This window comes from Aquimarina aquimarini, assembly GCF_900299535.1.
Lineage (GTDB): Bacteria > Bacteroidota > Bacteroidia > Flavobacteriales > Flavobacteriaceae > Aquimarina > Aquimarina aquimarini.
The window spans coordinates 47,426-71,852 of sequence record NZ_OMKE01000034.1; the positions used below are offsets into that span (position 1 = coordinate 47,426).

The 24,427-nt window shown below is 31.4% G+C and carries 20 protein-coding genes and 1 pseudogene; 12 read left to right on the forward strand and 9 right to left on the reverse strand.

All coding sequences use genetic code 11. The features are described from left to right. Window positions 1-8: 8 nt before the first annotated feature. The 5 genes and pseudogenes from DG508_RS14255 to DG508_RS14275 all read left to right on the forward strand — a co-directional run bounded on the left by DG508_RS14255 (window position 9) and on the right by DG508_RS14275 (window position 6,040). Window positions 9-3,674 carry a DUF6443 domain-containing protein gene (locus DG508_RS14255; protein ID WP_108868795.1) on the forward strand — a complete coding sequence of 1,222 codons (3,666 nt, stop codon included), beginning with the start codon at window positions 9-11 and terminating at the stop codon, window positions 3,672-3,674. 14 nt (window positions 3,675-3,688) lie between these two features. Next, window positions 3,689-4,003: a hypothetical protein gene (locus tag DG508_RS14260; RefSeq protein ID WP_108868796.1), complete on the forward strand. Its 315-nt coding sequence runs from the start codon at window positions 3,689-3,691 to the stop codon at window positions 4,001-4,003. A 287-nt stretch (window positions 4,004-4,290) separates the two neighbouring features. Next, window positions 4,291-4,844 (forward strand): annotated as a pseudogene (locus tag DG508_RS14265) (REP-associated tyrosine transposase). A 134-nt stretch (window positions 4,845-4,978) separates the two neighbouring features. Then, window positions 4,979-5,344 carry a ribonuclease E inhibitor RraB gene (locus tag DG508_RS14270; RefSeq protein WP_108868797.1) on the forward strand — a complete coding sequence of 122 codons (366 nt, stop codon included), beginning with the start codon at window positions 4,979-4,981 and terminating at the stop codon, window positions 5,342-5,344. Between the two features lie 144 nt (window positions 5,345-5,488). Next, on the forward strand, window positions 5,489-6,040 hold the full coding sequence (locus DG508_RS14275) for a hypothetical protein (RefSeq protein WP_464115336.1): 552 nt from the start codon (window positions 5,489-5,491) through the stop codon (window positions 6,038-6,040). Window positions 6,041-6,368: 328 nt separating this feature from the next. Here DG508_RS14275 and DG508_RS14280 read toward each other — a convergent pair whose 3' ends face one another. The 3 genes from DG508_RS14280 to DG508_RS14290 are packed head-to-tail and all read right to left on the reverse strand — an operon-like array spanning window position 6,369 to window position 8,729. Next, window positions 6,369-6,812, reverse strand: a complete 444-nt coding sequence (locus DG508_RS14280; protein WP_108868799.1) for a hypothetical protein — start codon at window positions 6,810-6,812, stop codon at window positions 6,369-6,371. Then, window positions 6,802-8,103: an ABC transporter permease gene (locus tag DG508_RS14285; protein ID WP_108868800.1), complete on the reverse strand. Its 1,302-nt coding sequence runs from the start codon at window positions 8,101-8,103 to the stop codon at window positions 6,802-6,804. Before DG508_RS14285 ends, DG508_RS14280 begins: the two co-directional genes overlap by 11 nt. After that, window positions 8,100-8,729, reverse strand: a complete 630-nt coding sequence (locus DG508_RS14290; RefSeq protein WP_234418237.1) for an ABC transporter ATP-binding protein — start codon at window positions 8,727-8,729, stop codon at window positions 8,100-8,102. Before DG508_RS14290 ends, DG508_RS14285 begins: the two co-directional genes overlap by 4 nt. 192 nt (window positions 8,730-8,921) lie before the next feature. Between DG508_RS14290 and DG508_RS14295 the strand changes: the two genes are divergently transcribed. Further along, window positions 8,922-9,401, forward strand: a complete 480-nt coding sequence (locus DG508_RS14295; protein ID WP_108868802.1) for a GNAT family N-acetyltransferase — start codon at window positions 8,922-8,924, stop codon at window positions 9,399-9,401. Window positions 9,402-9,423: 22 nt separating this feature from the next. On the opposite strand, the gene DG508_RS14300 is transcribed toward DG508_RS14295, so the two are convergent. After that, window positions 9,424-10,410 (reverse strand): helix-turn-helix domain-containing protein, encoded by a 987-nt coding sequence (locus DG508_RS14300; RefSeq protein WP_159090844.1) that lies wholly within the window; start codon window positions 10,408-10,410, stop codon window positions 9,424-9,426. Window positions 10,411-10,521: 111 nt separating this feature from the next. Here DG508_RS14300 and DG508_RS14305 point away from each other — a divergent pair, with 111 nt between their 5' ends. The 6 genes from DG508_RS14305 (at window position 10,522) to DG508_RS14330 (ending at window position 19,447) form a co-directional block, all read left to right on the forward strand. Beyond that, window positions 10,522-12,855, forward strand: a complete 2,334-nt coding sequence (locus tag DG508_RS14305; RefSeq protein ID WP_108868804.1) for a TonB-dependent receptor — start codon at window positions 10,522-10,524, stop codon at window positions 12,853-12,855. 333 nt (window positions 12,856-13,188) lie between these two features. Continuing rightward, on the forward strand, window positions 13,189-14,394 hold the full coding sequence (locus tag DG508_RS14310; protein WP_159090845.1) for an alpha/beta hydrolase-fold protein: 1,206 nt from the start codon (window positions 13,189-13,191) through the stop codon (window positions 14,392-14,394). Between the two features lie 408 nt (window positions 14,395-14,802). Then, a complete protein-coding gene (locus DG508_RS14315) occupies window positions 14,803-15,696 on the forward strand; it encodes an alpha/beta hydrolase fold domain-containing protein (RefSeq protein WP_108868806.1) in 894 nt (297 codons plus the stop codon). 615 nt (window positions 15,697-16,311) lie between these two features. After that, complete coding sequence (locus DG508_RS14320) at window positions 16,312-17,253, forward strand: tryptophan 2,3-dioxygenase family protein (protein WP_108868807.1); 942 nt, start codon at window positions 16,312-16,314, stop codon at window positions 17,251-17,253. Between the two features lie 567 nt (window positions 17,254-17,820). Further along, window positions 17,821-18,687, forward strand: coding sequence for a zinc-dependent peptidase (locus DG508_RS14325; protein WP_108868808.1), 867 nt, complete (start codon window positions 17,821-17,823; stop codon window positions 18,685-18,687). A gap of 58 nt (window positions 18,688-18,745) precedes the next feature. Beyond that, window positions 18,746-19,447 carry a Bax inhibitor-1/YccA family protein gene (locus DG508_RS14330; protein WP_103864262.1) on the forward strand — a complete coding sequence of 234 codons (702 nt, stop codon included), beginning with the start codon at window positions 18,746-18,748 and terminating at the stop codon, window positions 19,445-19,447. A 95-nt stretch (window positions 19,448-19,542) separates the two neighbouring features. On the opposite strand, the gene DG508_RS14335 is transcribed toward DG508_RS14330, so the two are convergent. From DG508_RS14335 to DG508_RS14355, 5 genes are all read right to left on the reverse strand, one after another. Beyond that, window positions 19,543-20,508: a YpdA family putative bacillithiol disulfide reductase gene (locus tag DG508_RS14335; protein WP_108868809.1), complete on the reverse strand. Its 966-nt coding sequence runs from the start codon at window positions 20,506-20,508 to the stop codon at window positions 19,543-19,545. Between the two features lie 193 nt (window positions 20,509-20,701). Then, complete coding sequence (gene rpe / locus DG508_RS14340; protein ID WP_108868810.1) at window positions 20,702-21,364, reverse strand: ribulose-phosphate 3-epimerase; 663 nt, start codon at window positions 21,362-21,364, stop codon at window positions 20,702-20,704. Between the two features lie 185 nt (window positions 21,365-21,549). Beyond that, window positions 21,550-21,957 carry a BLUF domain-containing protein gene (locus tag DG508_RS14345; protein ID WP_108868811.1) on the reverse strand — a complete coding sequence of 136 codons (408 nt, stop codon included), beginning with the start codon at window positions 21,955-21,957 and terminating at the stop codon, window positions 21,550-21,552. 296 nt (window positions 21,958-22,253) lie between these two features. Beyond that, a complete protein-coding gene (locus tag DG508_RS14350; protein ID WP_108868812.1) occupies window positions 22,254-22,898 on the reverse strand; it encodes a hypothetical protein in 645 nt (214 codons plus the stop codon). A gap of 256 nt (window positions 22,899-23,154) precedes the next feature. Then, window positions 23,155-24,018 carry a sigma-70 family RNA polymerase sigma factor gene (locus DG508_RS14355; RefSeq protein WP_024772554.1) on the reverse strand — a complete coding sequence of 288 codons (864 nt, stop codon included), beginning with the start codon at window positions 24,016-24,018 and terminating at the stop codon, window positions 23,155-23,157. Window positions 24,019-24,427 lie beyond the last annotated feature (409 nt).

The window sequence follows — 24,427 nt, forward strand, 5'->3', positions numbered from 1 at the left end:
GATAAAACATGAAAAATAACAGTATATACACCGTCATTATATGGGTTTTCTTGATAACCTTTGGTGTTCAGGCGCAAACTACTCCAGTCAATGTTACCATTGCCAATAAAACGATTACAAGTGCTAGTACAGCTGCAGATAGAATGCCAAGAGCTTCAAATGCTATTATAATAAAACCGAATACATGGATTAAGTCAGGAACCACATTTTCTGCAAAAATTATTATACCAACCTATTATCCATTAAGTGATCAAAACTATGTGTGGCAACGCACCCCACAAAAGGAGTACACCACATTACCAAATACTATAGGCAATGATAATATCCATGAGAATGTTACTTATTTTGATGGTTTGGGTAGGCCTATACAACAAATAGCTGTACGAGCTTCTTTTAATAAGAAAGATATTGTTACCCATAGTACATATGATGATTTTGGGCGACAGAGCAAGGAGTATCTTCCTTTTGAGTCGTCTACGATTGCAGGTAAGTTCAAAACAGGAGATCTTGACCAGATAATCAAGACATATTATAAGAATAGATATTCTGAGGATTTTTCAGGAATGCTCAATGCTGATCTCAACCCATACTCAGAGCAGGTTTTTGAGAACTCCCCTCTAAATAGAGTCTTAGAACAAGGCGCTCCTGGTAAAGCATGGAAAGCAGATTCTATTAATGATACAGATCATACCATCAAGTTTGGTTGGGCTACCAATACCGCTAGAGAGGTAGTACACTTTAAGGTAACTTTTACGGGTAATGATACAGAGCAACCTCAATTGGTTAAATCAGGGCATTACCCAGCCAACGGATTGCATGTTAGCAGTATCAAAGATGAGAACTGGCAACCCACACAAACCTATCTCAATGACCATACTACAAAAGAGTATAAAGACAAACAAGGTAGAGTGCTATTAAAACGTACATATGCCAATAATTTGGCTCATGATACCTATTATGTATATGATGATTTTGGGAACCTTACCTATGTGATTCCACCAAAAGTAACTGTAGGTGATGGGGTGTCTGCTATAGAGCTATCAGAATTATGCTATCAGTACAAATATGATCATAGAAACCGATTGATAGAAAAGAAAATTCCAGGTAAAGGATGGGAGTATATAGTGTATAACAAACTAGATCAACCAATCCTAACTCAGGATGCTCTTTTAAAAGAAGAGAACCAATGGCTCTTTACCAAATATGATGCCTTTGGCAGAGTGGCTTATACAGGTAAGATAACAATTACAGCGACAACAAGGGATCAATTGCAAACAGAAGCCAATAATTTTACGGCTGATTTATGGGTGGTGGCAAGTAAAACAGCTACAACTATTGGGGGGATATCTCTGTATTATGATGATGGAGGGTATCCCAAAGTTACTACAGCAGAGGTGTTAACCATTAATTACTATGATAATTATGATTTCTTAGGCACCACTCCTGCACAACCTTTTGTACAACCCGCAACTGTTTATGGAGAACCTACTGTAAATACTACCAAATCATTACCTACAGGGAGTAAGGTAAAAGTATTGGATATGAACCAATGGATTACCTCAGTAAGCTATTACGATCAAAAAGGACGCGCAATTTATATAGCTAGTACAAATGAATATCTGTCTACAACAGATGTTACAGAGAGTGAATTTGATTTTGTAGGAAAAGTAAAACAAAGCAAAACGAGTCATACCAAAGGAGCAAATACAGCAATAGTTACACTAGATACTTTTACCTATGATCATATGGGTAGACTGCTTACTCAAACCCAAAAGATCAATGAGCAAACTCCAGAAACGATTGTATCAAATACCTATGATGCCTTGGGGCAATTAGCATCCAAAAAAGTAGGAGGAGGATTACAAGATATAGCCTATGATTATAATGTACGAGGCTGGTTAAAATCGATCAATAACGGAACTACTGCCAATGGTGATTTATTTGGTTTTAAGATCAATTATAACACATCAACTCATAATGCTACTCCTTTGTTTAATGGTAATATAGCAGAAACAGAGTGGAAAACTGCTAATGATCATACACAACGATGGTATAGGTATTCTTATGATGCATTAAATAGAATTAATAGTGCTACAGGAAATACTACTAATTACAACCTGAGTAATGTAGCCTATGATAAGATGGGTAATATCGAGTCTCTAACTCGAAATGGCTTTCAAAACGGGGCTAACTATACAGGTATGGATATACTTACCTATCATTATAATGAAGGTAATACACTACAAAAGGTGGTTGATACAGGTAATAAAACCTTTGGTTTTAAAGATGGTACCAATACCAATGATGATTATATCTATGATGCCAATGGGAATATGATTACAGATTTTAACAAAGGAATTACAGGGATTATCTATAATCATTTAAATCTACCAGAAACAATAAGAATTAGTAATACTACAGGAACAGGAAATATTACTTATATTTATGACGCCACTGGAGTGAAACTAAAAAAGATCGTTACAGAGGGAAGTTCATCAACAGAGACTGATTACACAGGTAATTATATCTATAAAAATGGTGTATTAGAGTTCTTTAACCAGCCAGAAGGGATCGTAGAGAAAGAAGCAGATGGATATAAGTATGTTTATCAATACAAAGACCATTTAGGGAACATCAGACTATCTTATAAAGATGCTAACGGTAATGGATCAATTACTCAAGATGAGATTATAGAGGAAAATAATTATTACCCCTTTGGATTAAAGCAAAGAGGGTATAATGAAATTATGTCTTCTCATAGAAATAGTACTGCACAGAAGTTTAAGTATAATGGTATAGAGCATGAAGAAGCACTAGGATTTGATCTTTATGAAATGCCACTACGCCAATATGATCCTGCAATTGCTCGATGGACTTCTGTTGATCCTGTTACTCATTATTCAGCAAGCACATATAGCGCATTTGATAATAACCCTGTGTTTTTTTCAGACCCAAGTGGAGCCGACTCTATTTATAATTTTGATACAGGTCAATATGTAATAAATGGACAAGTGGTATCACAAGATGAAGCTATTGCATATGCTCAAAATGGAGGTAATGCAGATGGAAGTAATAATAACAATCCTGATGATACTATATATAAAAATTCTGATACTGGAGAAACAGTGGAAGTTAAAGATGGTATAGATAAAACGATTGAGGTAAATGATAGTGATTTTGAGACAGCGAAACTATATTCTTTAGCGATAGATGATACTACAACTAACTCAAATGAATTAGTTGAGATTTATAATGAATTTTACCGAAGTGTAAATGGTTATGATAGTTTTAGTATAGCTAATCTTATTGATTATATTTTTAACGAGCCTAATAATACTGTACTTAAAGAGAGGCAAGTAGCCGTTGTTAACCCATTGATAGCTGAATTATTATCTGGAGGTAGTGCCAGAACAGTTAAAACATCTGGTTGGATAGTCAGAAATGTATGGAACAAATTAGATAAATCAACGAAGGCTAAATTTGTTAGTGCAATTAGTAAGGGTATAGTTTCACCAAAAGGAAGACAGGGTATTATTAAATTAACTGCAACTGAAGCTAAGTCTACTGGTTTTACACATAAACTTAAAATATTGGGAAAAAGCGGAGATTTAAGAATTTACGGTACCATTGGAGATAATGGGCATATTGTGTTTAGAAAATTAACTGGACACTAATATAGTTTGAAGATATGAAAAATAACTTAGAAGAGTTTTTGTGTAAAATAGATTTAGAAAAGCTAGAATATCTTTCTCTTGATATGTTCGCAAGCATTGTTTTAGATAATGAATTGGAAGAAGAATTATCTAATGAATTACCTAAAGGGAGTAAATTGAAGGATGTTAAAATTTCATATAATGAGACTACTCTTCATATTAATAGGGAAGAAATTACAATGTTTATAATCTTTGATTTATTAGTAAATAAAGATAAAATAGGCTCTTATAAAACTCAATATTCGTTAGATGAAGAAGATTTTATTGATGATTATTTGATTCTGGATTAACTCCCCCGCTACCGCGAAGCCAATGTCATTAAGTTAAGGAATTATCCCGATAGCTCGGATATGATAGCGCAGATTTGTAATCTGTGCAGCGTATGAGTAAGCGGTAAGAGCAAGAAATAAAAAAAAACAGTTACAGTAAGTTAATCTGTAACTGTTTTTTTTGTTTTAAGAGAGGTTAAATATTATAAGTAGTAATAAAAATATTTTTTGCTTCAATTCATACCTAGTTTCGAAAAATAAAACTGATATATGGTATCATTGTACTATATATGTTTTATAATTTTATTATGTCTACTAAATATAAAGCTACAATGCCGATAAAGGGTATTTTATTACAATAACGACGGTTGGTTGGTTAGATGTTTTTACAAGATTACGGCAAAAGTATGTTATCATTGATAGTATAAAGTATTGCCAAAAACACAAAGGTTTAGAGGTATACGCTTATTGTATTATGTCTAACCATATACATATGCTATGTAAAGCAGAAGAAAATTATATATTATCAGATATTATTAGAGATTTAAAAAAGTTTACCTCAAAAAAAATAATAAAAACGATACTAGAACACCCTGAAAGTAGGAGAGAATGGATGCTTGACTATTTTAGTAATGCATGCAAGCATTTAAAAAGAAAGCAACAATATAAAGTTTGGCAGAATGGATATCATGCAGAAGTTGTAAATACCAATAGGTTTATAAAACAAAAAATTAACTACATTCATAATAATCCAGTAAAAGATAAGATTGTAGCTGCTCCAGAAGATTATGTTTTTAGTTCAGCAAGAAATTATGCAGATTTGGATTATGAATTAGAGGTTGTACTTTTAGATATGTTTTGAGTCGTCATGCACGGATTACAAATCCGCGCTATCTGGTTCTAGGAAATCTATATTAGAATGGTAAAAGAGTGATGTAAATCAAAATTATAAAGAAACGGGTAAAAAAGCCCCAGGACAAATAAGATCAAAACCAGATGATAATTAGAGAAACAATAGAAGATTTTTTTGAAAACGTAAATAATGGAGATGAGTTTGATACTTCTAGCAAGCTACTTTGGGGTTTTTTTTTCCTCGATTCCGATAAGAAAAAGTTAGAAAAGGCGGCAGAAAAACTTGTTAAAGAAGGTTATCGATATGTTAATATATTTGAGGCTGAAAAAGAAAACGATGATGATGTTCAAGAGTATTATTTGCATATTGAAAAAGTAGAACATCATAGTGTAGATACAATTGATGCGAGAAATAAAGAACTATACTTATTTGTCGAACAAAATAATATAGATTGTTACGATGGATTTGATGTAGGAAATATTATTAGTTCTGAAAATATAACCAGATAGCGTGAATTTGTAACTCTATGGCTCGGGTTTTGGATATGTTCTGAGTTGTCTGCGCGGATTTAAGGTACAAATCCGCGCTATCAGGTTTTAAGGTATAAATCAGCGCTATCTGGTTAGGATACTTCATTAATCTCAAATAGAAAAATGAGAAAAGAATATAGCAATTTATTATACAAAAAAGTTTTTCTGTATAGGCCATTGACAATAATGGGAATAGTAAGTGTTGGTATGTTTCTATTTTTTTTAATTAGCGACTCAATGAATACTGTTTTTACAATTATTCAAGTTGCTTTATTATGGGGAGTGGTCGGTTATTTACTTCCATTACTTGTCTTGTTTTTTAATTATAAGAAAGAGAACAATAAAACTATTTTGGAAGTAATAAATAATAAGTTTACATACAAGAAGAAAAACAAAACCATTGAATTTTCTTTTTCTGATATTGAGAAGGTGGTATTAAATCTTTCTTTCCCATTATATCATAGGGACATACGATTGTTTTTTTGGGATGAGTATTATTATGCTGAGATCAAACTAAAAAATGGCAAAAGCATAATTATTACTTGCTTATTGTGTGATGAAATAGAGACACTTATTCCAAAAAACCTGATAGAGAGAAGAAGACGAATTTTTCAAGTAATTACTAAGCCTGATTCTAAGGTTGTTCGTAATTTTTCTAAACAATATGATAGTTGAGTTAAAGACTTAATGGTTAAATTTAAAAGCAAATCTAAATTAGAGTTAGAGAATATTATAAATAATAAAAATAAGCTGTTGAAGCTGCAAGAAATCTTTTAAAATTTTCTTTATTAGTTGATAAGCTGTAATAGATCAAACTCCTCCGCTACCGCGAAGCTGTGCTTCGTGGCGTCAAAGATTGGCGGGTAAGAGTAAGCAGTACGAGTAATAAAAGTAAAGAACCAGTTACAGCAATGTAGCGGTTTTTTGTTTTAACGTACAAATTCGTACTATCTGAATTATTTCAGGATATCAATACGAACTATATAAAATACTATCAAGAACATTATTTAAAACGCCCTACTGCTTCTGTCAATATGTAATTAAAATGCTCTGGATCATCTGGGTTTAATTTGAGAATCCCTGTAAATGTAACGACATCATCGGTTTTAAATTTTTGCATCTTTTTAAACTGCACTTCCATTGCTGTTTCGGGACCAGCACCCCCACAAAAAAAGCAAGAAGCCATTGGGTTTTTAGAAATTAAAAACAATTTTCCTTCGGGGTCAACATCCAGAAAATACCCAGAGATGGTTATTTTTTTTCCTTCCAATTGCTTTACAGACTCTTTATAATGTGGATATAAAAAATAGGTATCCCATGCAGGAAAGTATTTTTCGGTAAAAGTAACTTTTGCCAGATGATCCCATGTTATTTTTTCTTGGCAGATCATCGATTGAGAAGATACCAGAAATATTGATATTACAATAATAAGATGTTTAATTCTCATGACTTAAAATTTTTGATATATCCATTTTTGTAATAGGGTACATAGCAAATAGGATAACGATTGATATGACTAGTGCGAGTATCAGAGAAACCTGAATAATATCTATATATAGATGTATGGTAGTTATAGATTGTTTATACTGATTTTCTATAACAGTAAACATGATAGAGAGACCAATTTGTGAACAAAGAATTCCTAACAGAAGCCCTAGAGTAGTAATTAATATCCCCTCATAGCCAACTAATTGTACTAATTGCCATCTAGAAGCACCATAAGTACGCATTAATGCCAATTCATAAGAACGCTCTTTGATAGTTTTATAAAGGTGTATAAAAATACTCAATACAGAAATACCTAATATGATATAAGCAATCCATTGAATAGTTTGAGTACCAATTCCAGTAGTTTGGGTAAGCTTATCCATTTCAAACTTAGGTAAGGCAGCCATGGTTCCTGTAGTATCGTTTATATGTCTGGGTAACATCAATAGAGCTCTTGGATTTCTAAACGATACAAGCAAAGCGGTAACCTCCTTAATATGAGTTTCACCTTTATGTGAGTGGTGTTCCTCTTCATGTAGATTATGATGTTCTTCTTCATATGAGTGGTGTTCCTCTTTATGTGGATCATGATGTTGTTCTTCATGATCAGTATGCCCATCCTCGGTATCCTCATGGTGTAGCATCCATATGGTTTCTAGTGGTGTTGTGATAAGTCGATCAATTACTTTTCCCGTAGATTGATATATCCCTACCACAATCATCATATGCTCCTCATGTTTACCTCCTTCTTGATTTGCCAGAAGCCCATGTGTACCATGAATTTTATCACCCAATGTAAGCTTTGATTGTTCTGCAACCTGACTCCCCAGAACTACTTCCATAGGATTTGTAGCATTTTTACCTTTTTCGAGCGTAGTTTTATAGAGAGAAGCAAAATTTGCTGTAGTACCTATAATTCGGTATCCATTATAATTATCCCCCAGAGATATAGGCACCACCTCTTTTGTCCAAGGATGTTTTTTTAGTTTAGTGTATTCATCATAGGTGATATTTCCTGTAGGATTATCAATATGAAAAACAGAAGAAAGTACGAGTTGCAAAGGACTTCCTTTGGCACCTACTACCATATCGATTCCTGCAAAGTTATTTTGTAATTGATGATCAAGTGCCTTATTAATTTGGCTGATAAAAAGCAATAGCCCTATACTCAGGGCAAGAAGAATACAGCTTAAAGATGTTGACAGCATTTTGGATGTGCTGTTTTTGATGGCTAGAAGAAAAATATTCATAACGTTATAATGGTATCAAAAGCAGCAGTTATACGAGTATCATGAGTAATAATAATCAAGTTACTTTGTGATTGTTTGGCTTGTGACTTCAACAATTCTATAGATTGATTACAGTGATCATCATCTAAGCTAGAAGTAGGTTCATCAGCAAGAATTAATGAAGGAGAATGAATAACAGCACAGGCGATACCTAATCGTTGTAATTGACCAGTACTTAACTCTGTTACCCGATGATTTTTGTGAGTACTGAGATTAAGTTGTTTCAGGATCGTATCTAAATGAGTATACGGTTTCTTTTTTTTTGCTAAATACAGTCTGAGTTTTAAGGTTTCTATTACAGTTAATGAGGGGATAGTATGCATTCTCTGAAAAACAATACCTATGTTTTCTCCCCGAAAACGATCCATTTTACGATTGCTAAGTGACTGCGTAGTTGTATCGTTAATTTTTATGAACCCTGAGTCAGGTTTTAATAACCCTGCCAATAGATGAAGTAATGTAGTTTTACCGATACCTGATTTACCCAAAATTAAAAGCTCCTCTCCTTTGTCAAGAGATATATCTGGAAAACGTAACTGAACGCCACCATTAGGATATGAGAATTGTAAATTTTCTGTAGAAATCACTTTATGAGTTTTAACGCAACAAATTTGCATTAAAATTTAGTATAAAGCATGTTAAAAAAAACATAATTAATGCAGAAGCAAGGTTAAATGTATATTTATATATAGATACAAGGTATTTATTTTGTGAATAAATGAGGGTGTTTTTTTGATATCTTTGATAAGAGTAAAAAAATAAATAAGATTATTGTTTTTATGAATGTAGAATTAAAAGAATATACTCCTCTTTTTTTTGAAGCTCTCAATTCATACCGTCTAGATAAAAAACAATCTGATTTTACAGCAAGTTTAGAGTATTGTTTATATGAGAGGAAAGATTTGGAAAACCCAGAGAAAACATTGGTAGTAATTGTTTTTGAGGAATTACCAGTTGGTTTTTTTGTTTTTGATCAAGGAAATGATAAATACAAACTAACCGATAATCCAAAATCAATATTAATTCGTTCGTTATCAATAAACCCAAAATATCAAGGTAAAGGAATAGGGAAGTATGCAATGCAATTGACAACGCAGTTTATCAAAGATCAGATTCCTCAAATTAATGAGATAGTATTGTCAGTTAATTTTAAAAACAAAAATGCATATTATACCTATCTCAAATCAGGATATATAGACGATAATAAAGTAATCATTGGTATAAAAGGAGAACAATATGTATTGACAAAGAAAATATGATCTTTGTGTGCTAAACAAACATTTATATAGAATTAGACATCAATAAGCTTGGTAGGATTCCGTATACTTTTTTGAAAGCGACTGTAAAATGTTGTGGGTTTTTATAGCCTACCTCATATGAAGTTTCAGAAACAGAAAACCCTTTATATTGTAGCATGTTTTTGGCCTCTTCCATCCTTAAAGCAGTAATATGCTTAAAAATGGTAGTAGAAAATACAACCTTAAAATCATGTTTTAATTTTGAAGTATTGATGCCAAACCCAGTGGCTAGCTTATTTATGGTTAAAGGCTTTTTTAGATTCTTTTTTATGTAATTTTCTATTTCAAGAATTCTTATGTAGTCATTTACAGCTAACTGTTTGTTCTCTTGTGTTGTTTCATCTGTTTTAGCCAGTAAGACAAGTAACAATTCATTTACTTTAGTTACTAAAAAAGGCTTTTTTATACTTTTTTTATAGTTGCAATTTGTAATTTCATGAATACACTTATATAGCTCTGAAGAAATAGGTTTACTTTTTGACCACATCTTAAACGATTGTTTATTTTCAATAGCGTTTCCAAAGAGAGTAAGAGATTCTTTAAAATCATTACCGATTAATCTTTTTAGGTATTGCTCTGTAAACAATATTTCTACTGTTTTTCTACTATCTGTCTCATAGGTTAATGTTCCTTCTACTTTAGGAATATAAAACAAATTATAATGCCCTTTTGGTATATAAACTTCTTTTTCCTGAGGATCTGTAGGAGTGTATAAACTAGAACCTTCAATTTCAAATTGTAATTTAAAAAAAGGAAAGTCATGAAACACACCAATAGTATGATGCTTAGTTTCGATATCCCTCATGATCATTCTGATACCGTCAAAATTAATTTCGGTAAGCATTCCTTTTTCATAACAATTGTCTACCTCAATACTATTTTCAGAATATGTTTCTACCTTAAAATCTTTATTAAACTTTTTAATAAAAACGTTATTTTCAAACATTGCACTTTTGAGTATTGTCTTCACTTTTTTTTCTTTTTGCGTTGTACAAAAACCTTTTTGCGTTAATCGGTAGAAAACCTTTGCGGTTACTTTTGCCAAAAATAACAATTTATAATTAATCTAAATAGGTGAAATATGAAGATTACGAATTTTAATCTGCTTAATTTTTTAACTCTGGTGGTCGTCTTTTGTTGTACGAGTACAGTATTTGGTCAGGATACAGGAGTTATAGAAGGAAAAGTGTATACCAATGATAGCAAACCAGCATCAGGGGTTAATATCTTTATAGAAAATACAAAATTAGGAGGTGTGTCTGACACCAATGGAGAATACAGCATAAAAAACATTCCTCAAGGGGAACAGACTATTGTGTTTTCTGTTGTAGGGTTAAGTAAAAAGAGTGTTACTGTAAATATAACATCGGGTGTAACTATAATGAATGATGTTTTTTTACAAGCGAGTAGTCAAGCACTGGAAGAAGTTGTTTTGAATGTTAAGAAAGAAAATAAATTTGATAGAAAAGAAACTCTGTATGTAGCAAGATTACCTTTGAAAAATATAGAAAACCCACAGGTATATTCAGTAATCACAAAAGATTTATTACAAGAATTACAAGTAAATGATATACAGGGAGCGATACAAAATGCACCTGGAATCAATAATGTAATGCAAGGTATTGGTTCTGGAGGAGTAGGACTTAATTTTATAATGAGAGGTTTTAGTGCAGATATAGCTATGAGAAATGGTGTAGGTACTGCATTTAGAACAGGAACAGATCCTGCAAACTTAGAGCGTATTGAAGTTATCAAAGGGCCTTCAGGAACCTTATTTGGTACAAATATGGTATCTTCTTATGGAGGAGTAGTAAACCGTGTAACCAAAAAAGCATATGCAAACTTTGGAGGGTCTGTAGAATACTCAACAGGAAGTAATAACCTGTCTAGAATTGCTGCAGATTTAAACACTCCATTGAATGAAGAAAAGACTGTACTTTTTAGAGTAAACGCATCTAAACATAATGAGCATAGTTTTCAGGATTACGGGCTGATCAGAAACTTATTTATAGCGCCAACGCTTACTTATAGACCTAATGAAAGATTAGAACTTAATGTAGAAGCAGAATTTTATAAAAATGATGCGCCAAGTACTTATTTTAATGTAGGTAGAGCAGGTGTAAGCAATGCCGATGATTTAAACTACAATTTTGAATATTCATATGGTAGTGATTATTTAAGTAGTACTTCTGAATCATTTAACATTTTTGCAGAAGCAAAATATAAAATTTCAGAAAACTGGACATCACAAACAGTAGTGTCTACATCTAATGTAGATAATAATGCTAATTATTTATTTTTAGATTTTCTAAATAAGAGTGATGCAGAAAGACGTATCATGAATTTAGAAGCTCAGTTTTATACGACACAAGTACAGCAAAATATTACTGGAAAATTTGATATAGGTTTTGTAAAAAACAAAATATTAATCGGAGCAGATTATTACCACTTAAGAACCCCTTTTAGAAGAACTCAATTTGTATATGATACAATAGGATATGCTAATCCACAAGCAGATTTCAACAGAAAGAGATATGATCTTATTCTAGGAGAAACAGAAGCATTTAGAGTAGGGCAAAGAGATCAATCAAGTGTTGGGGCTTATGTTTCTAATGTTGCAGAACTAACAAAAAAACTTTCTGTAATGGCAAGTTTGAGAGTAGATCATTTTAATGATAAAGAAGGAGATTTTGATCAAACAACTTTTTCTCCAAAGTTTGGAGCAGTGTATCAAATTGTAGAAGATAAATTATCTGTTTTTGGTAATTATATGGATGGATTTAGCAATGTATCCCCAGATGTATTATCAGATAGAACAGTACGATTTAATCCTGAACATGCTATTCAAATAGAAGGAGGTATTAAGGCAGAATTATTTGATAACAAGTTAAGCGCAACATTTAGTTACTACAATATTACCGTACGTGATGCCGTAAGATGGATAAGAGGTGATGAGTGGTATAGAATACAAGATGGAGAAAGAGGAAGTAAAGGTTTTGAATTAGAAGTTATAGCAAACCCAATAAAAGGATGGAATATTGTAGCTGGATATGCAAATAATAAAAGTGAATACCTAGAAGGAGATGAATCTATCGTAGGTAATACCCCATTTGCAGCACCAGAAAATACATTAAATTTCTGGACAAGCTATAAATTACCAAAAAGTGTATTAAAAGGACTTGGTTTTGGTTTTGGAGCCAACTATACAGATGAGTCATTCCTAAGTGATGCAAACACTTTTACAGTGCCGAGTTATACAGTGCTTAACAGTGCTTTGTTTTATGATCATAAAGATTTTAGAGTTGGATTAAAATTCAATAATATAACCAATGAGAAGTATTGGGCAAATATGGGAACATACCTACAGCCACAAAGAGAGAATACTGTCATTGCAAGTTTTATGTATAAGTTTTAGTCCTATTTTAACTTTAAAGCTGTGCGTATAGAAATTGAATTTATTTTCTAACAAAGAATAAATGAAAAAGAAACAAAGTATGAGTGCTCTTTTAAAGTTAAAATAGTATAAGTAGTACCCTAAAGTAGAATTGTAATAAAGAAGTGCATGTAAGCAAACCAAGGTTTTCTATGAGTAATGCACATTGTCAAGTCTGGCTTGTCGTAAGAACAAAGTTTATTGCGGCAAGTTTAGATTGACATATTATAGGTTTTTTTGATTCTTAATACAGTTTTTTGTGCAATATCACTACATGCACTTACTTATTATACTCTTTCTAAAAAAAATACCAAAATGAAATTCTTACACAAAACCTTATATATACTTGTTATATGCTTTTATGGCGTACAAGTATTTAGTCAGGACAAAATAGAAATAGGAGAAAAATATACATTATTTTCAAAAACTCTAAACGAAGAAAGAGAGTATTGGGTGTATCTTCCGTCTAATTATAATGATACTATTTACGCTCCAGAGCAATATCCTGTAGCTTATTTTTTAGATGGAGATAGACATTTTCATTCGTTGACAGGGATCCATGATTTTTTAAGTAAAGGGCCATATGCTTCCTTACCACAGATGATTATGGTAGGAGTACTCAATACTGATAGAGCAAGAGATCTGACACCTACTCAGGTTATCAACAAAGATAAGAATATACGTAGCTTTCCTACAAGTGGAGGAAACTTGAAATTTTTATCTTTTTTAGAAAAAGAACTGATTCCTGAAATTCAAAAAAAATATAGAACGAATGAATACCGTACATTGATAGGGCATTCGTTTGGAGGAATTACAGTATTGAATGCACTATTAGAAAAAAGCGACCTTTTTAATGCGTATATGGCAATAGACCCAAGTATTTGGTGGGATGATGCTTATATTTTAAAAAAAGCTAAAGAAAAATTAAAGAGTAATCATTTTAAAGGGAAAACCTTGTACCTAGCTAGAGCTGATAACAAACAGAAGGCAACTAATAAATTTACTAAAATATACCGAAAAGATATTGATGAACACCTGCAGTTAATAACTCAGTTTCATGAAGTATTAAAAAATAATACAGCATCAAAATTACGTTGGGGGTATGGTTTTTATGAAAATGAAGATCATGGTACTATATCACTACCAGCAGAATATCAAGGATTACAGTTTGTTTATGAGGGATATCAAGCTCAGGTAAAAGTAGTTGCCGCAAACCCAGATGTATTATTTACACAATATGAGGAGATGTCAAAAAAAATGGGAACTACAATTCACCCATCAGAAGCCCTCATAGATTGGATTGCTGGATATTGTTTTAAAAGAAAAATGCCAGAGAATGCAATCAAACTCTTAGAAAAGAATATAGAGCTATATCCCAAAAGCAAAAACACATACTTGTCATTAGCAAAAGCCTATATAAAAAATGAAAATAAAAACCAAGCAAAGAAAGTACTAGGCAAAGGGATTGAAGTGATCGATGATTCTACAAAACTGGTAGAGCAATTAAAAATATTAAAATAAAAGTAGTGTGTAGAAAATACTACTTTGTTATAAATATATTTATTTATAATAATTGTTGATTTTTTCTCGGAGAGTGTCTTTTGAAGATGCTTTCTGGGAAATTTAAGAAAGCCCCTGTTATGTAACATTACATAACAGGGGCTTTTTTTGTAGCTGTATATGTCGCTTTTGCATGTAAAAACTATAATAGCTTAACATGCAATGAAAAAAAATGATTTTTTGATATATTTACCAATACAAATGGTAGAAAACCCGATGTAAATGATATAGTTTTACTATTTATAGAGAAAGAAATGATAATAAATACTACTATAATCGTTTCAGGAATCTATTCAGTTTATTAAAATAAATAAAGAATAGGAAAATATCATCTGTAATATAGAGTGATAAATAAAAGATTATAGATAGATGAAAAGTATTACCTATTATATAACCCTTTTTGTAATTAGATTAAAAGGGATAAAAAAAGAGTTTAGTAAAGATCCTATTGATTATATAAAACTACGTAGAGAAGATATTTGTAGTCCTAAATTAAAAGGGGTACAATCTAAGCAGTTTAATATTCTAGATACATTATTAACAGAAGTTAAACCAGCTCAAACCAATGGTTTTTTGCTTTTATTTTGTCATGGAGGCGCTTTTGTTTCTGGACCTAGTAAGCATCATTGGGATTCAATAAAAAAAATCGTTTTAAAAACCTCTTGTAGTGTATGGATGATTGATTACCCCAAAGCACCCGAAAATAAAATAGATGTTATCTCTAAAAATATAGATGCAGTCTACTCAAAAGCTCTAGATGAATTTGATGCAAATAGAATTATACTATTAGGTGATTCGGTAGGAGGAACTTTGGTTACAAATCTTGTTCAAAGAGTCCTGATCAAAGGAATGTCTATTCCTTTAGGATTGATCTTGATATCGCCAGTTATGGATTCAACCATGTCCAATCCAGCAATAGATGATCTAGATAAAGACGATCCAATGTTATCAAAAAAAGGAGTCCTAAGTGCAAAAAAAATGTGTACAATAGCTAATGATTTAAGTGATCCTAGGCTATCCCCTATCAATGGAAGTTTTAAAGGGTTTCCTAACACCTTATTATTTATTGCAGAAAATGATATTACAAAACCAGATCAGGAAAGAGCAGTACAATTAATGAATGACAATAACATTGATGTAACAGTTGTTGTTGGAGACAAAATGCCGCATATCTGGCCATTATTACCCGTAATAAAAGAAGGGAAACACGCGATGTCGGTGGTAATAAGTTATATTCTTCAGAGTATCGATAGAGAAAAATAAAACCCTTAAAAAGATATAATCCTGTTTCTATAGGGTGTATCATGGTTAGTATAATAGAATCTTAAAAGCTGGAATGTTAATTCCCTTTTTTTTATCTTTGGTTAGCAAATTATAAATAATTGTGTGTTTGTTGTGATAAAGCAATTATAACAACCTTGTGGATGTAATAAAGAACAAAACAAGATGAGCAAGATCAAAAAAAGTAATATAAAATACTCTATTTATTGGGTACATAGAGTTTCAGAATATATTAATATAAAATCTCCTTTTTCATAATAGCTTCAATTGGATTGTAGCTACATTTTTCATGCATAATGATATTTTCTATCTATAGAGTATCAAGAAATATACAAAAGAGATATGCTTTTGTATATCATATACGAACTCATTTTTGTTTTTAACCGAAAATGAGAAGAAATTTGAACAGATCAGACACTTTTTGAAATTCATAGCAGGGTTACGGATAAAAAAAGTAACGAAATATGGGTGAATTTCAGTCATTTTTTAGGAAAAAGAAAAAGTAAAAATGAGTTCCATAAGATGTAGAGCCTCTGCAGGTGAGTAGCAATAAAATTTCAAAAAACACACTTCTTATTTAATTGATTACACCGTATTATGAACAGACAAGAACTACTAGAAGCAATAGATAAAAAATATAAAGCTATGGGGCAAGATCCTGATGTGCATTTATCAGGATTATTACATGCCGAACCAATTACATATTGGGATTTTATACAAGTAGACGCTTTATTAGGATTACAAATCCAGAGAACCCAGCTGCCAGATGAAATGGTGTTTATTATGTATCACCAAATTAACGAATTATTGTTTAAAATGATTCTTTGGGAGATCGATCAGATTTCTTATAGTGAAGATATAGAAGTCAAAAAATTTGAGATGCACCTCATGAGAATAAGTAGATACTTTGATATGCTTTCGAATTCATTTGATATAATGGCAGAAGGTATGGAAGTTGATCAATACATGAAGTTTAGAGATACACTTACCCCAGCAAGTGGTTTTCAGTCTGCTCAGTATCGCAAAATAGAAATAGCCTCTACAGAATTGATTAATCTAATAGACTATAGATATAGAAAAACGATAGATAGAAGTAAACCCTATGAGTTTGCCTACAAAAACATGTATTGGCAAGTAGCAGGAGTAGATCATAAAACAGGAAAGAAAAATAAATTAATGATCAATTTTGAAGCAAAATATAAAAAAGAATTGATCCAATGGATGAAAGAATACAACACAATTAATTTATGGACAACATTTAAACAGTTACCCAAAGAAGATCAAAAAAATGTAAAATTAATCAATGCTATGAGGCATTATGACCATACAGTCAATATTAATTGGGTTATGCATCATTATGATGCAGCAGCCAAATATCTGGATCATGGCAAGGTAAATGCAAAAGCAACAGGAGGTAGTGACTGGCATAAATATATGCATCCAAAATATCAGAAACGTATATTTTTTCCTGAGTTATGGAGCGATGAAGAAATAGACAATTGGGGAATTACTAATTTAGATGGATATAAAAAGAAGTAATGATCGATCGTCTATCCATAAAATAAACACATGAAAAAAGTAGTTCCTAAGCAGAACTAAGTTTTTTTAATTCGAATTTAGAGGCATTCAAAAGTTTTTTAAGTGTTCTTTTTTGTAACCTGCAATTACAAGTAGAAATGTCCTCTGTAGTACGATAAATCAAAGATTCACAATATTTAATTCGATTTGAGATAGGGAGTTTTGATATAACATCTTGATACAAGTTGTCAATGTCAATTAATGAGCTTGGGGGAGTTCTCTTAAATAAAAACATGTGATAGGTAATTTTGTACGTATTTGGTTGCTGTTTTTAAATTAAACACTGACTATAGGAGTAAATAATTATCAAATTTCATTCCCAACTCTTATATGAATAGTTAAAGTTATGATAAGAATATATGCCTTGATTAATGGTTTTTTGGGGTGATATAGATAGAATTATTAGATGTTTATAGAGTTCGTATGGATTAGAAATGAGGAGTGTAAGAATGTTAAAAAGATATTTTAATACCTTTTTTATTTCTAAAACGTTATTTTTAAGGAAGTCCTAAAATCTATATTACTTTCTTGAATTATTATATAATAGCTTTACTATTTGAAGAAAACCCTCCAAATACGTTGCTTCAAAATATAATTGGAGTTATTGTTACTATGGGAGTTATTGGCATATGTTTTTATTATGTAATACGATATTTGGAGTCAGTTTATGTAAAATATAAGAAACGTCCTTATTATATTCACTTTTATCCTACTCTCAAAAAATTACCAACCCATTTACAAGCATTTCTCAACGAAAATGATTTTTATAAGGCTCTCGATAAAAAGAGAAAGCGATATTTTGTACATCGAACTGTTAAGTTTCTGGAAACTACAAAATTTGTAGGTAGAGAAGGGCTTGTGGTAGATGATTTTATGCGTATGCAGATAGTGATAATGATTACACAGCTTACTTTTGGGATGCGTCATTACTTGTTAGAGTATCTAAATACTATTGTATTGTATCCAACATCATTTTATTCAATCCTGAATAAAACCGAAAATCTAGGAGAATTTAGTCCTAGATTCAAAGCGCTAGCTTTGTCATGGAAACATTTTCAAAAAGGAAATTTACATCAGGATAAAGGAAAAAATTTAGGAGTACATGAGTTTACTCATGCAATTCACTATAATTCTAATAGAAATAGTAATATAAGTAGTGAAATCTTCTATGATACTTTTTTATTACTAGAACAATACCTCGGAGATCAAGAAATACGCAAAAAAATAGTAGACTCTAAACTGCTAAGAGTATATGCATATACAGATAAATTCGAATTTATAGCTGTATTGGTGGAAGTCTTTATGGAATCACCACAGCAATTAAAGAAACAGTTTCCACAAATATATTACTATGTAGTACAAATGCTAAATTTTAGATATTTTGAAGGTAAATAGAAGGCTGTTATCAAGAAAGAATTATATTTATACCACTTAATCATTATAATTTAGATACATGGAAGAATTTCAACAAATAGCACCTGTTAGTTCATTAACAGACGATAAAAGGGTTGCTTTTTATAAAAAAACATATACGCATCTTGCAATGGCAGTATTGCTTTTTGTAATTGTAGAATGGGTATTTTTTCAAATAGAGCCTATTGTGAATTTTGCATTTTCTATGACTCAAGGATGGAGATGGATGGTGATGTTAGGAGGATTTATGCTAGCCACTAATTATGCAGAAAAAATGGCACATAAAAACCATAATATCAATCAGCAATATTTGGGACTATTATTATATGTAGTAGCAGAAGCTTTTATATTTATTCCACTTATAGGAATTGCTATGATGATAGCACAAGATGGAGGGGCAAATATTTTGTATCAAGCAGCAATTTTGACACTGTCTTTGTTTACAGGCCTTTCTGCTATAGTGTTGATTACCAAAAAAGATTTTTCTTTCTTACGATCTATATTAACCATTGGTTTTTTTATAGCATTAGGACTTATTGTAGCGGGTTGGTTATTTGGATTTAATCTTGGACTATGGTTTAGTGTAGGTATGGTAGTATTGGCATCAGGATCAATTTTATATCAAACTTCTAATATGGTGCATAAATATTCTGAAGATCAATATGTAGGAGCATCCTTAGGGTTGTTTGCCTCATTAATGTTATTATTCTGGTATATATTAAGTATTCTGTCTAGAGAATAGAATGCTAGATAGGTAATGTATAAGAATAAGAGCTAAAAATTTTTAGCTCTTATTTTGAGATGATGTAACTTTTTTAAATCCTTAAAAAAGTTACATCATTTTTTTTTAGATATAGAATTTAGAATTGTTTTAGCATGAATTCTAGAATTTTCTATAAACCAAATATGAGTATCCATGCCTCCGCAGATTACACCAGCCAAATAGAGGTTCTCGATATTGGTTTCCATTGTTTCATTATTATATTGAGGATATAACTTTTGATCGTCAGATAATTGAATGCCTGTTTTTTTTAGAAACTCAAAATTTGGCTTATAACCAGTAAGTGCTAGAACAAAATCATTTTGAATACTAAATTCGCCATCGGGATTACATATCTGAATTGTCTTAGGTAGTATTTTATTAATAGTAACATTGTAAAAAACCTTGATGCTACCTTCTTCAATACGGTTCATGATATCTGGTCTTACCCAATATTTTACACGTTTACCTATTTCAGGTCCACGAATAAGCATCGTTACATCAGCTCCTTTTCTATAGCATTCTAAAGCTGCATCAACAGCAGAATTACTAGCACCAATAACTGCCAGTTTTTGCTTGGCAAAAAAATGAGGATCTTTATAATAATGAGAAACTTTCGGTAAATCTTCTCCAGGTATATCTATCGTATTTGGCAGGTCATAAAACCCTGTTGCAATAATTATATATGAAGATGTATAGTGGCTTTTATCAGTAGTAAGATGAAAAATATCTCCTTCTTTATGTACCGTAACAACCTTTTCAAATAAGTTAATGTTTAAATCATTAGAAGTTACAATTCTACGATAATACTCTAGAGCCTCATTTCGTTTGGGCTTAGCTTCATTACTAATAAATGGGATGTCGTCAATCTCAAGTTTTTCCGAAGACGAAAAAAACTGCATGTTGAGCGGATAATTATATAAAGAATTAGTGATGGTTCCTTTTTCAATAATACAATAGTTGATCCCTTTTTTCTTAGCTTCTAGGCCGCAGGCAATCCCTATTGGTCCACCACCTACTATAATCAGATCTATGTGTTTCATCATAAAAAAATACAAAGGTTTATAATCTTATGTAAAACTAAAGCTTTTTGAGGTTATATATTGTCAGAAGAGTGTAATAGCATTAAATATCATTTTGCTGATTTAAATTTTCTTCAATAAAATAAAAACACCAAGAACTAAATAAGCTTAGTTCTTGGTGCTTTATAAATATTTTATATAAAGATTCTATTTCTTAAGGATTAATGAGCTCCTTTAATTCCTTTATAGTATGAGTGGGATTCTCACTCTTGAAAACAAAACTTCCTGCAACCAATACATCTGCGCCAGCATCGATTAGCTGTTTTGCGTTTTTGTTGGTTACTCCACCATCAATTTCAATTAAGGTGTTTGCTTTATTTTTTGTGATGATTTCTCGTAACTGCTTTACCTTTTTATAGGTGTTCTCAATAAATGATTGTCCTCCAAAACCTGGGTTTACACTCATTATACATACCAGATCAATGTCATTGATGACATCTTCTAGTAGGCTTACATTGGTGTGTGGATTGATTGCTACACCAGCTTTCATTCCTTCTGCTTTGATCGCTTGTAGTGTTCTATGCAGATGCGTACAAGCTTCATAATGTACAGTAAGGATATTACTACCTAAATCAGCAAAAGTTTTGATGTATCGATCTGGGTCTACAATCATAAGATGTACATCAATTGTTTTGGTTGCATGTTTTGCGATATCTCTTAATACAGGCATTCCAAAAGAAATATTAGGAACAAATACACCGTCCATAATATCAATATGAAACCAATCAGCCTCACTTTTGTTAATCATTTCTACATCGCGCTGTAAATTAGCAAAATCAGCTGCTAATACAGAAGGGGCAATACGTTTTGAAGACATAAAATTGTGTTGTTTCGGGCAAAAATACTATTTAAGTTTTAAATTATACAAGTTCTTAAATGGAATTAATTAAACGCTGTTTTGAAAAATTATAAGATCCCATGTTTTATCTATGTAGAGCTACTATTTTGGTAATCAGATGTTATAGGTCTATATACATCTTGTATAAGAGAATTAATAATGAACTATGTGATTTTTATAAATTTCTGAGCTAGATAAGAGATGCTTTTGTAATGTTCGGGATTACTGGTTTCTTTCTTTTTTAGAAATTGTTGTAGCTTACTTTGATCTTCTTTGTCTGATATAACAGTAAATGGGGAATGATATTCTGAGAAAGAGGTGTTGTTCATTTTTTGATCCAGCATCTTAATGATATTGTGGTGTCTGGTGTCCTTTTTTATACGTTCAAACATATTCTTAACGGTATCTTCTTTTCCTTCGAGAATCTGGAAGAAATTTCGATCAGAACAGATTAAAATACCTCCTATTCCAATAGTGTTGTTGTAATGCCCAACATAAGCAGCAAGCTTTTCTATATCAGAATTTGATATGCTTGGACTAGCTGTACTTACATAACTGATTATGTATCTCATAATAAGTCGTTTTAATGTTAGTAGGAGGTGGGTTACTTAAAGATACAAATTTTGTAACACTTTTACTAGAGTTATATGGCTTCTATTAGGATGTTTTTTTAATATTAACACATTGTTTTTTAATTATTTATGGGTTTCCGTAAGAAATGTATGGCTTTCCGTAAAAAAGAAATTCTTTTCTTCTATTATGTAGTTTTTTAAAGAAAATAATAGGAGGAGTGCAAAAAACAAAAAAATCAAATAATCAATATTCATATTGACTATTTGATTTTTATATATAAAAAGAAGTGTAACAGCTATGTTCGTACAATTGTAAACACTTCCTGGCTTTTAAAGAGTTCTTTGTCGTCGTTGGATTTGATATATATAATGCTATTAGTAGCTTCTGAAGGTACATTTACAATCAAAGTAATTGTAACAATACCATTTTCTATTGATTCTTTATAAGAAGCTATAGAGGCTGTTTTAGTACCAAAAAGCACTTTTGGTATTTCAGAGAGGTTTTTTTTGATTATAATTGTTATTTCATCTCCTGGTTTTCCTGTCATAGGGGTGATTGATAATAATTCAGAAAGGGGAGTCTCTTTTACTGTAAAATCTGTGTCACTTTGCGCTTCTTCTTGATTCGCCATTATTTTTATTTTTCCTGTTTTGGCGCCTTGAGGAATATTTGTAGTAATAGTAGTTGTATTATTTCTATTCGTGGCATCCATGCTAATTATTGCAGCTTTTACATCGTTAAAAAATAACGTAGCTTCTTCAATAGACTTATTTACTGTAATTGTTATTTGATCCCCTTCTTGACCCAACATTGGGGTAATAGATGTTATTTGTAAAGAAGAATCGTTATTACCCCTACTATCATCATCATTTGAACATGAAAAAAAAATAGAAATGATTAATAGTGTTAAGATTTGGTGTTTTAATTTTATTATTTTCATTAGTGTTTTTGTTTTATGATATAAAGGAAAAACATACTATGATTTTTTTGTGATTTTTATAATTTCTTTAACGATATTTTTTGTGAAACTGTTAAAAGGTAATTTCTGGTAGTAAACTTTGAGAATAATTATGTTTTTTTGATAGTATTCATAGTTTTATATATGAAAAAACCTCCGGTAATCAGCCGGAGGTCATTCATCAATCAAAAAACGAACAGTTATGTTATAAAACTGTTTGTAGTCGCAATTTAGGAATTTATCCTAAATAAGTCTTTAATATTTTACTTCTAGATGTATGTTTTAATCTTCGAATAGCTTTTTCTTTGATCTGGCGAACACGCTCACGAGTCAAGTCAAAAGTTTCTCCTATCTCTTCAAGAGTCATAGGGTGTTGATCTCCAAGACCAAAGTATAATCGTATTACGTCTGCTTCTCTTGGTGTAAGAGTTTCCAGAGCTCTCTCGATCTCTGTACGTAGTGATTCATGTAATAAAGTTCTATCAGGATTAGGAGATTCCCCAGAATTTAATACATCATATAGGTTTGAGTCTTCTCCTTCAACTAGAGGAGCATCCATACTTACATGACGACCAGAATTCTTCATAGATTCTTTTACATCATTAATGGTCATATCCAGTTCTTTTGCAATTTCTTCGGCACTTGGTGGGCGCTCATGAGATTGCTCTAAGAAAGCATATGTCTTATTGATCTTATTGATCGATCCAATTTTGTTTAATGGCAAACGCACAATACGTGATTGTTCTGCCAAAGCTTGTAGTATAGATTGACGAATCCACCATACAGCATAGGATATAAATTTAAAACCTCTGGTTTCATCAAAACGTTTAGCTGCTTTTATAAGCCCTAGGTTACCTTCATTAATTAAATCTGGAAGGGTTAGTCCTTGATTTTGATATTGTTTTGCAACAGATACCACAAATCTAAGGTTTGCCTTTGTTAATTTTTCAAGGGCTCTCTCATCACCAGCTTTAATTCGTTGCGCTAATTCTACTTCTTCATCCGCAGTAATAAGGTCTACTTTTCCTATCTCTTGCAAATACTTATCCAGCGATGCAGTCTCACGATTCGTTACCTGCTTCGTAATTTTAAGTTGTCTCATCTATGTTCTCCTTGAAGTTTAATTGTGAATATTTAGGGCTTTTTATTTATTATACGTAATATGTTATAGAAATGTTACAAAAACATTGTTTTTTTTTATTCTAAAAAATATTTATATCTATTTAGGTAGTAAATATTGTATGTAATCCTGTTCTTTATTTTGTGCTTAATAAATTATTTTTTAATGTTTAAGAGCGTTGTTTTGAGGATAGATAAAAGAATATTTTGTAAATGATTGATCAAGATTGTTAGTTACGATAAGGTAAAGACGTTTATTAGGAAGTAAAATATAAATAAAAAAGCCCTCAAAATTTTGAGGGCACTGAAAAAGCTTAACTTTTTCAGCAATGACTAGAAAAAGGCGATTAAATAAACATTGATTTTATTTAATCGCTTTTTTCATTTGAAGC

Excerpts from the sequence above, each read along its gene's own strand:
- DG508_RS14255 (WP_108868795.1), top strand. The coding sequence starts at position 9 with ATGAAAAATAACAGTATATACACCGTCATTATATGGGTTTTCTTGATA.
- DG508_RS14260 (WP_108868796.1), top strand. The coding sequence starts at position 3,689 with ATGAAAAATAACTTAGAAGAGTTTTTGTGTAAAATAGATTTAGAAAAG.
- DG508_RS14270 (WP_108868797.1), top strand. The coding sequence starts at position 4,979 with ATGATAATTAGAGAAACAATAGAAGATTTTTTTGAAAACGTAAATAAT.
- DG508_RS14275 (WP_464115336.1), top strand. The coding sequence starts at position 5,489 with ATGAGAAAAGAATATAGCAATTTATTATACAAAAAAGTTTTTCTGTAT.
- DG508_RS14280 (WP_108868799.1), bottom strand. The coding sequence starts at position 6,812 with ATGAGAATTAAACATCTTATTATTGTAATATCAATATTTCTGGTATCT.
- DG508_RS14285 (WP_108868800.1), bottom strand. The coding sequence starts at position 8,103 with ATGAATATTTTTCTTCTAGCCATCAAAAACAGCACATCCAAAATGCTG.
- DG508_RS14295 (WP_108868802.1), top strand. The coding sequence starts at position 8,922 with ATGAATGTAGAATTAAAAGAATATACTCCTCTTTTTTTTGAAGCTCTC.
- DG508_RS14305 (WP_108868804.1), top strand. The coding sequence starts at position 10,522 with ATGAAGATTACGAATTTTAATCTGCTTAATTTTTTAACTCTGGTGGTC.
- DG508_RS14310 (WP_159090845.1), top strand. The coding sequence starts at position 13,189 with ATGAAATTCTTACACAAAACCTTATATATACTTGTTATATGCTTTTAT.
- DG508_RS14315 (WP_108868806.1), top strand. The coding sequence starts at position 14,803 with ATGAAAAGTATTACCTATTATATAACCCTTTTTGTAATTAGATTAAAA.
- DG508_RS14320 (WP_108868807.1), top strand. The coding sequence starts at position 16,312 with ATGAACAGACAAGAACTACTAGAAGCAATAGATAAAAAATATAAAGCT.
- DG508_RS14330 (WP_103864262.1), top strand. The coding sequence starts at position 18,746 with ATGGAAGAATTTCAACAAATAGCACCTGTTAGTTCATTAACAGACGAT.
- DG508_RS14335 (WP_108868809.1), bottom strand. The coding sequence starts at position 20,508 with ATGAAACACATAGATCTGATTATAGTAGGTGGTGGACCAATAGGGATT.
- rpe (WP_108868810.1), bottom strand. The coding sequence starts at position 21,364 with ATGTCTTCAAAACGTATTGCCCCTTCTGTATTAGCAGCTGATTTTGCT.
- DG508_RS14345 (WP_108868811.1), bottom strand. The coding sequence starts at position 21,957 with ATGAGATACATAATCAGTTATGTAAGTACAGCTAGTCCAAGCATATCA.
- DG508_RS14350 (WP_108868812.1), bottom strand. The coding sequence starts at position 22,898 with ATGAAAATAATAAAATTAAAACACCAAATCTTAACACTATTAATCATT.
- DG508_RS14355 (WP_024772554.1), bottom strand. The coding sequence starts at position 24,018 with ATGAGACAACTTAAAATTACGAAGCAGGTAACGAATCGTGAGACTGCA.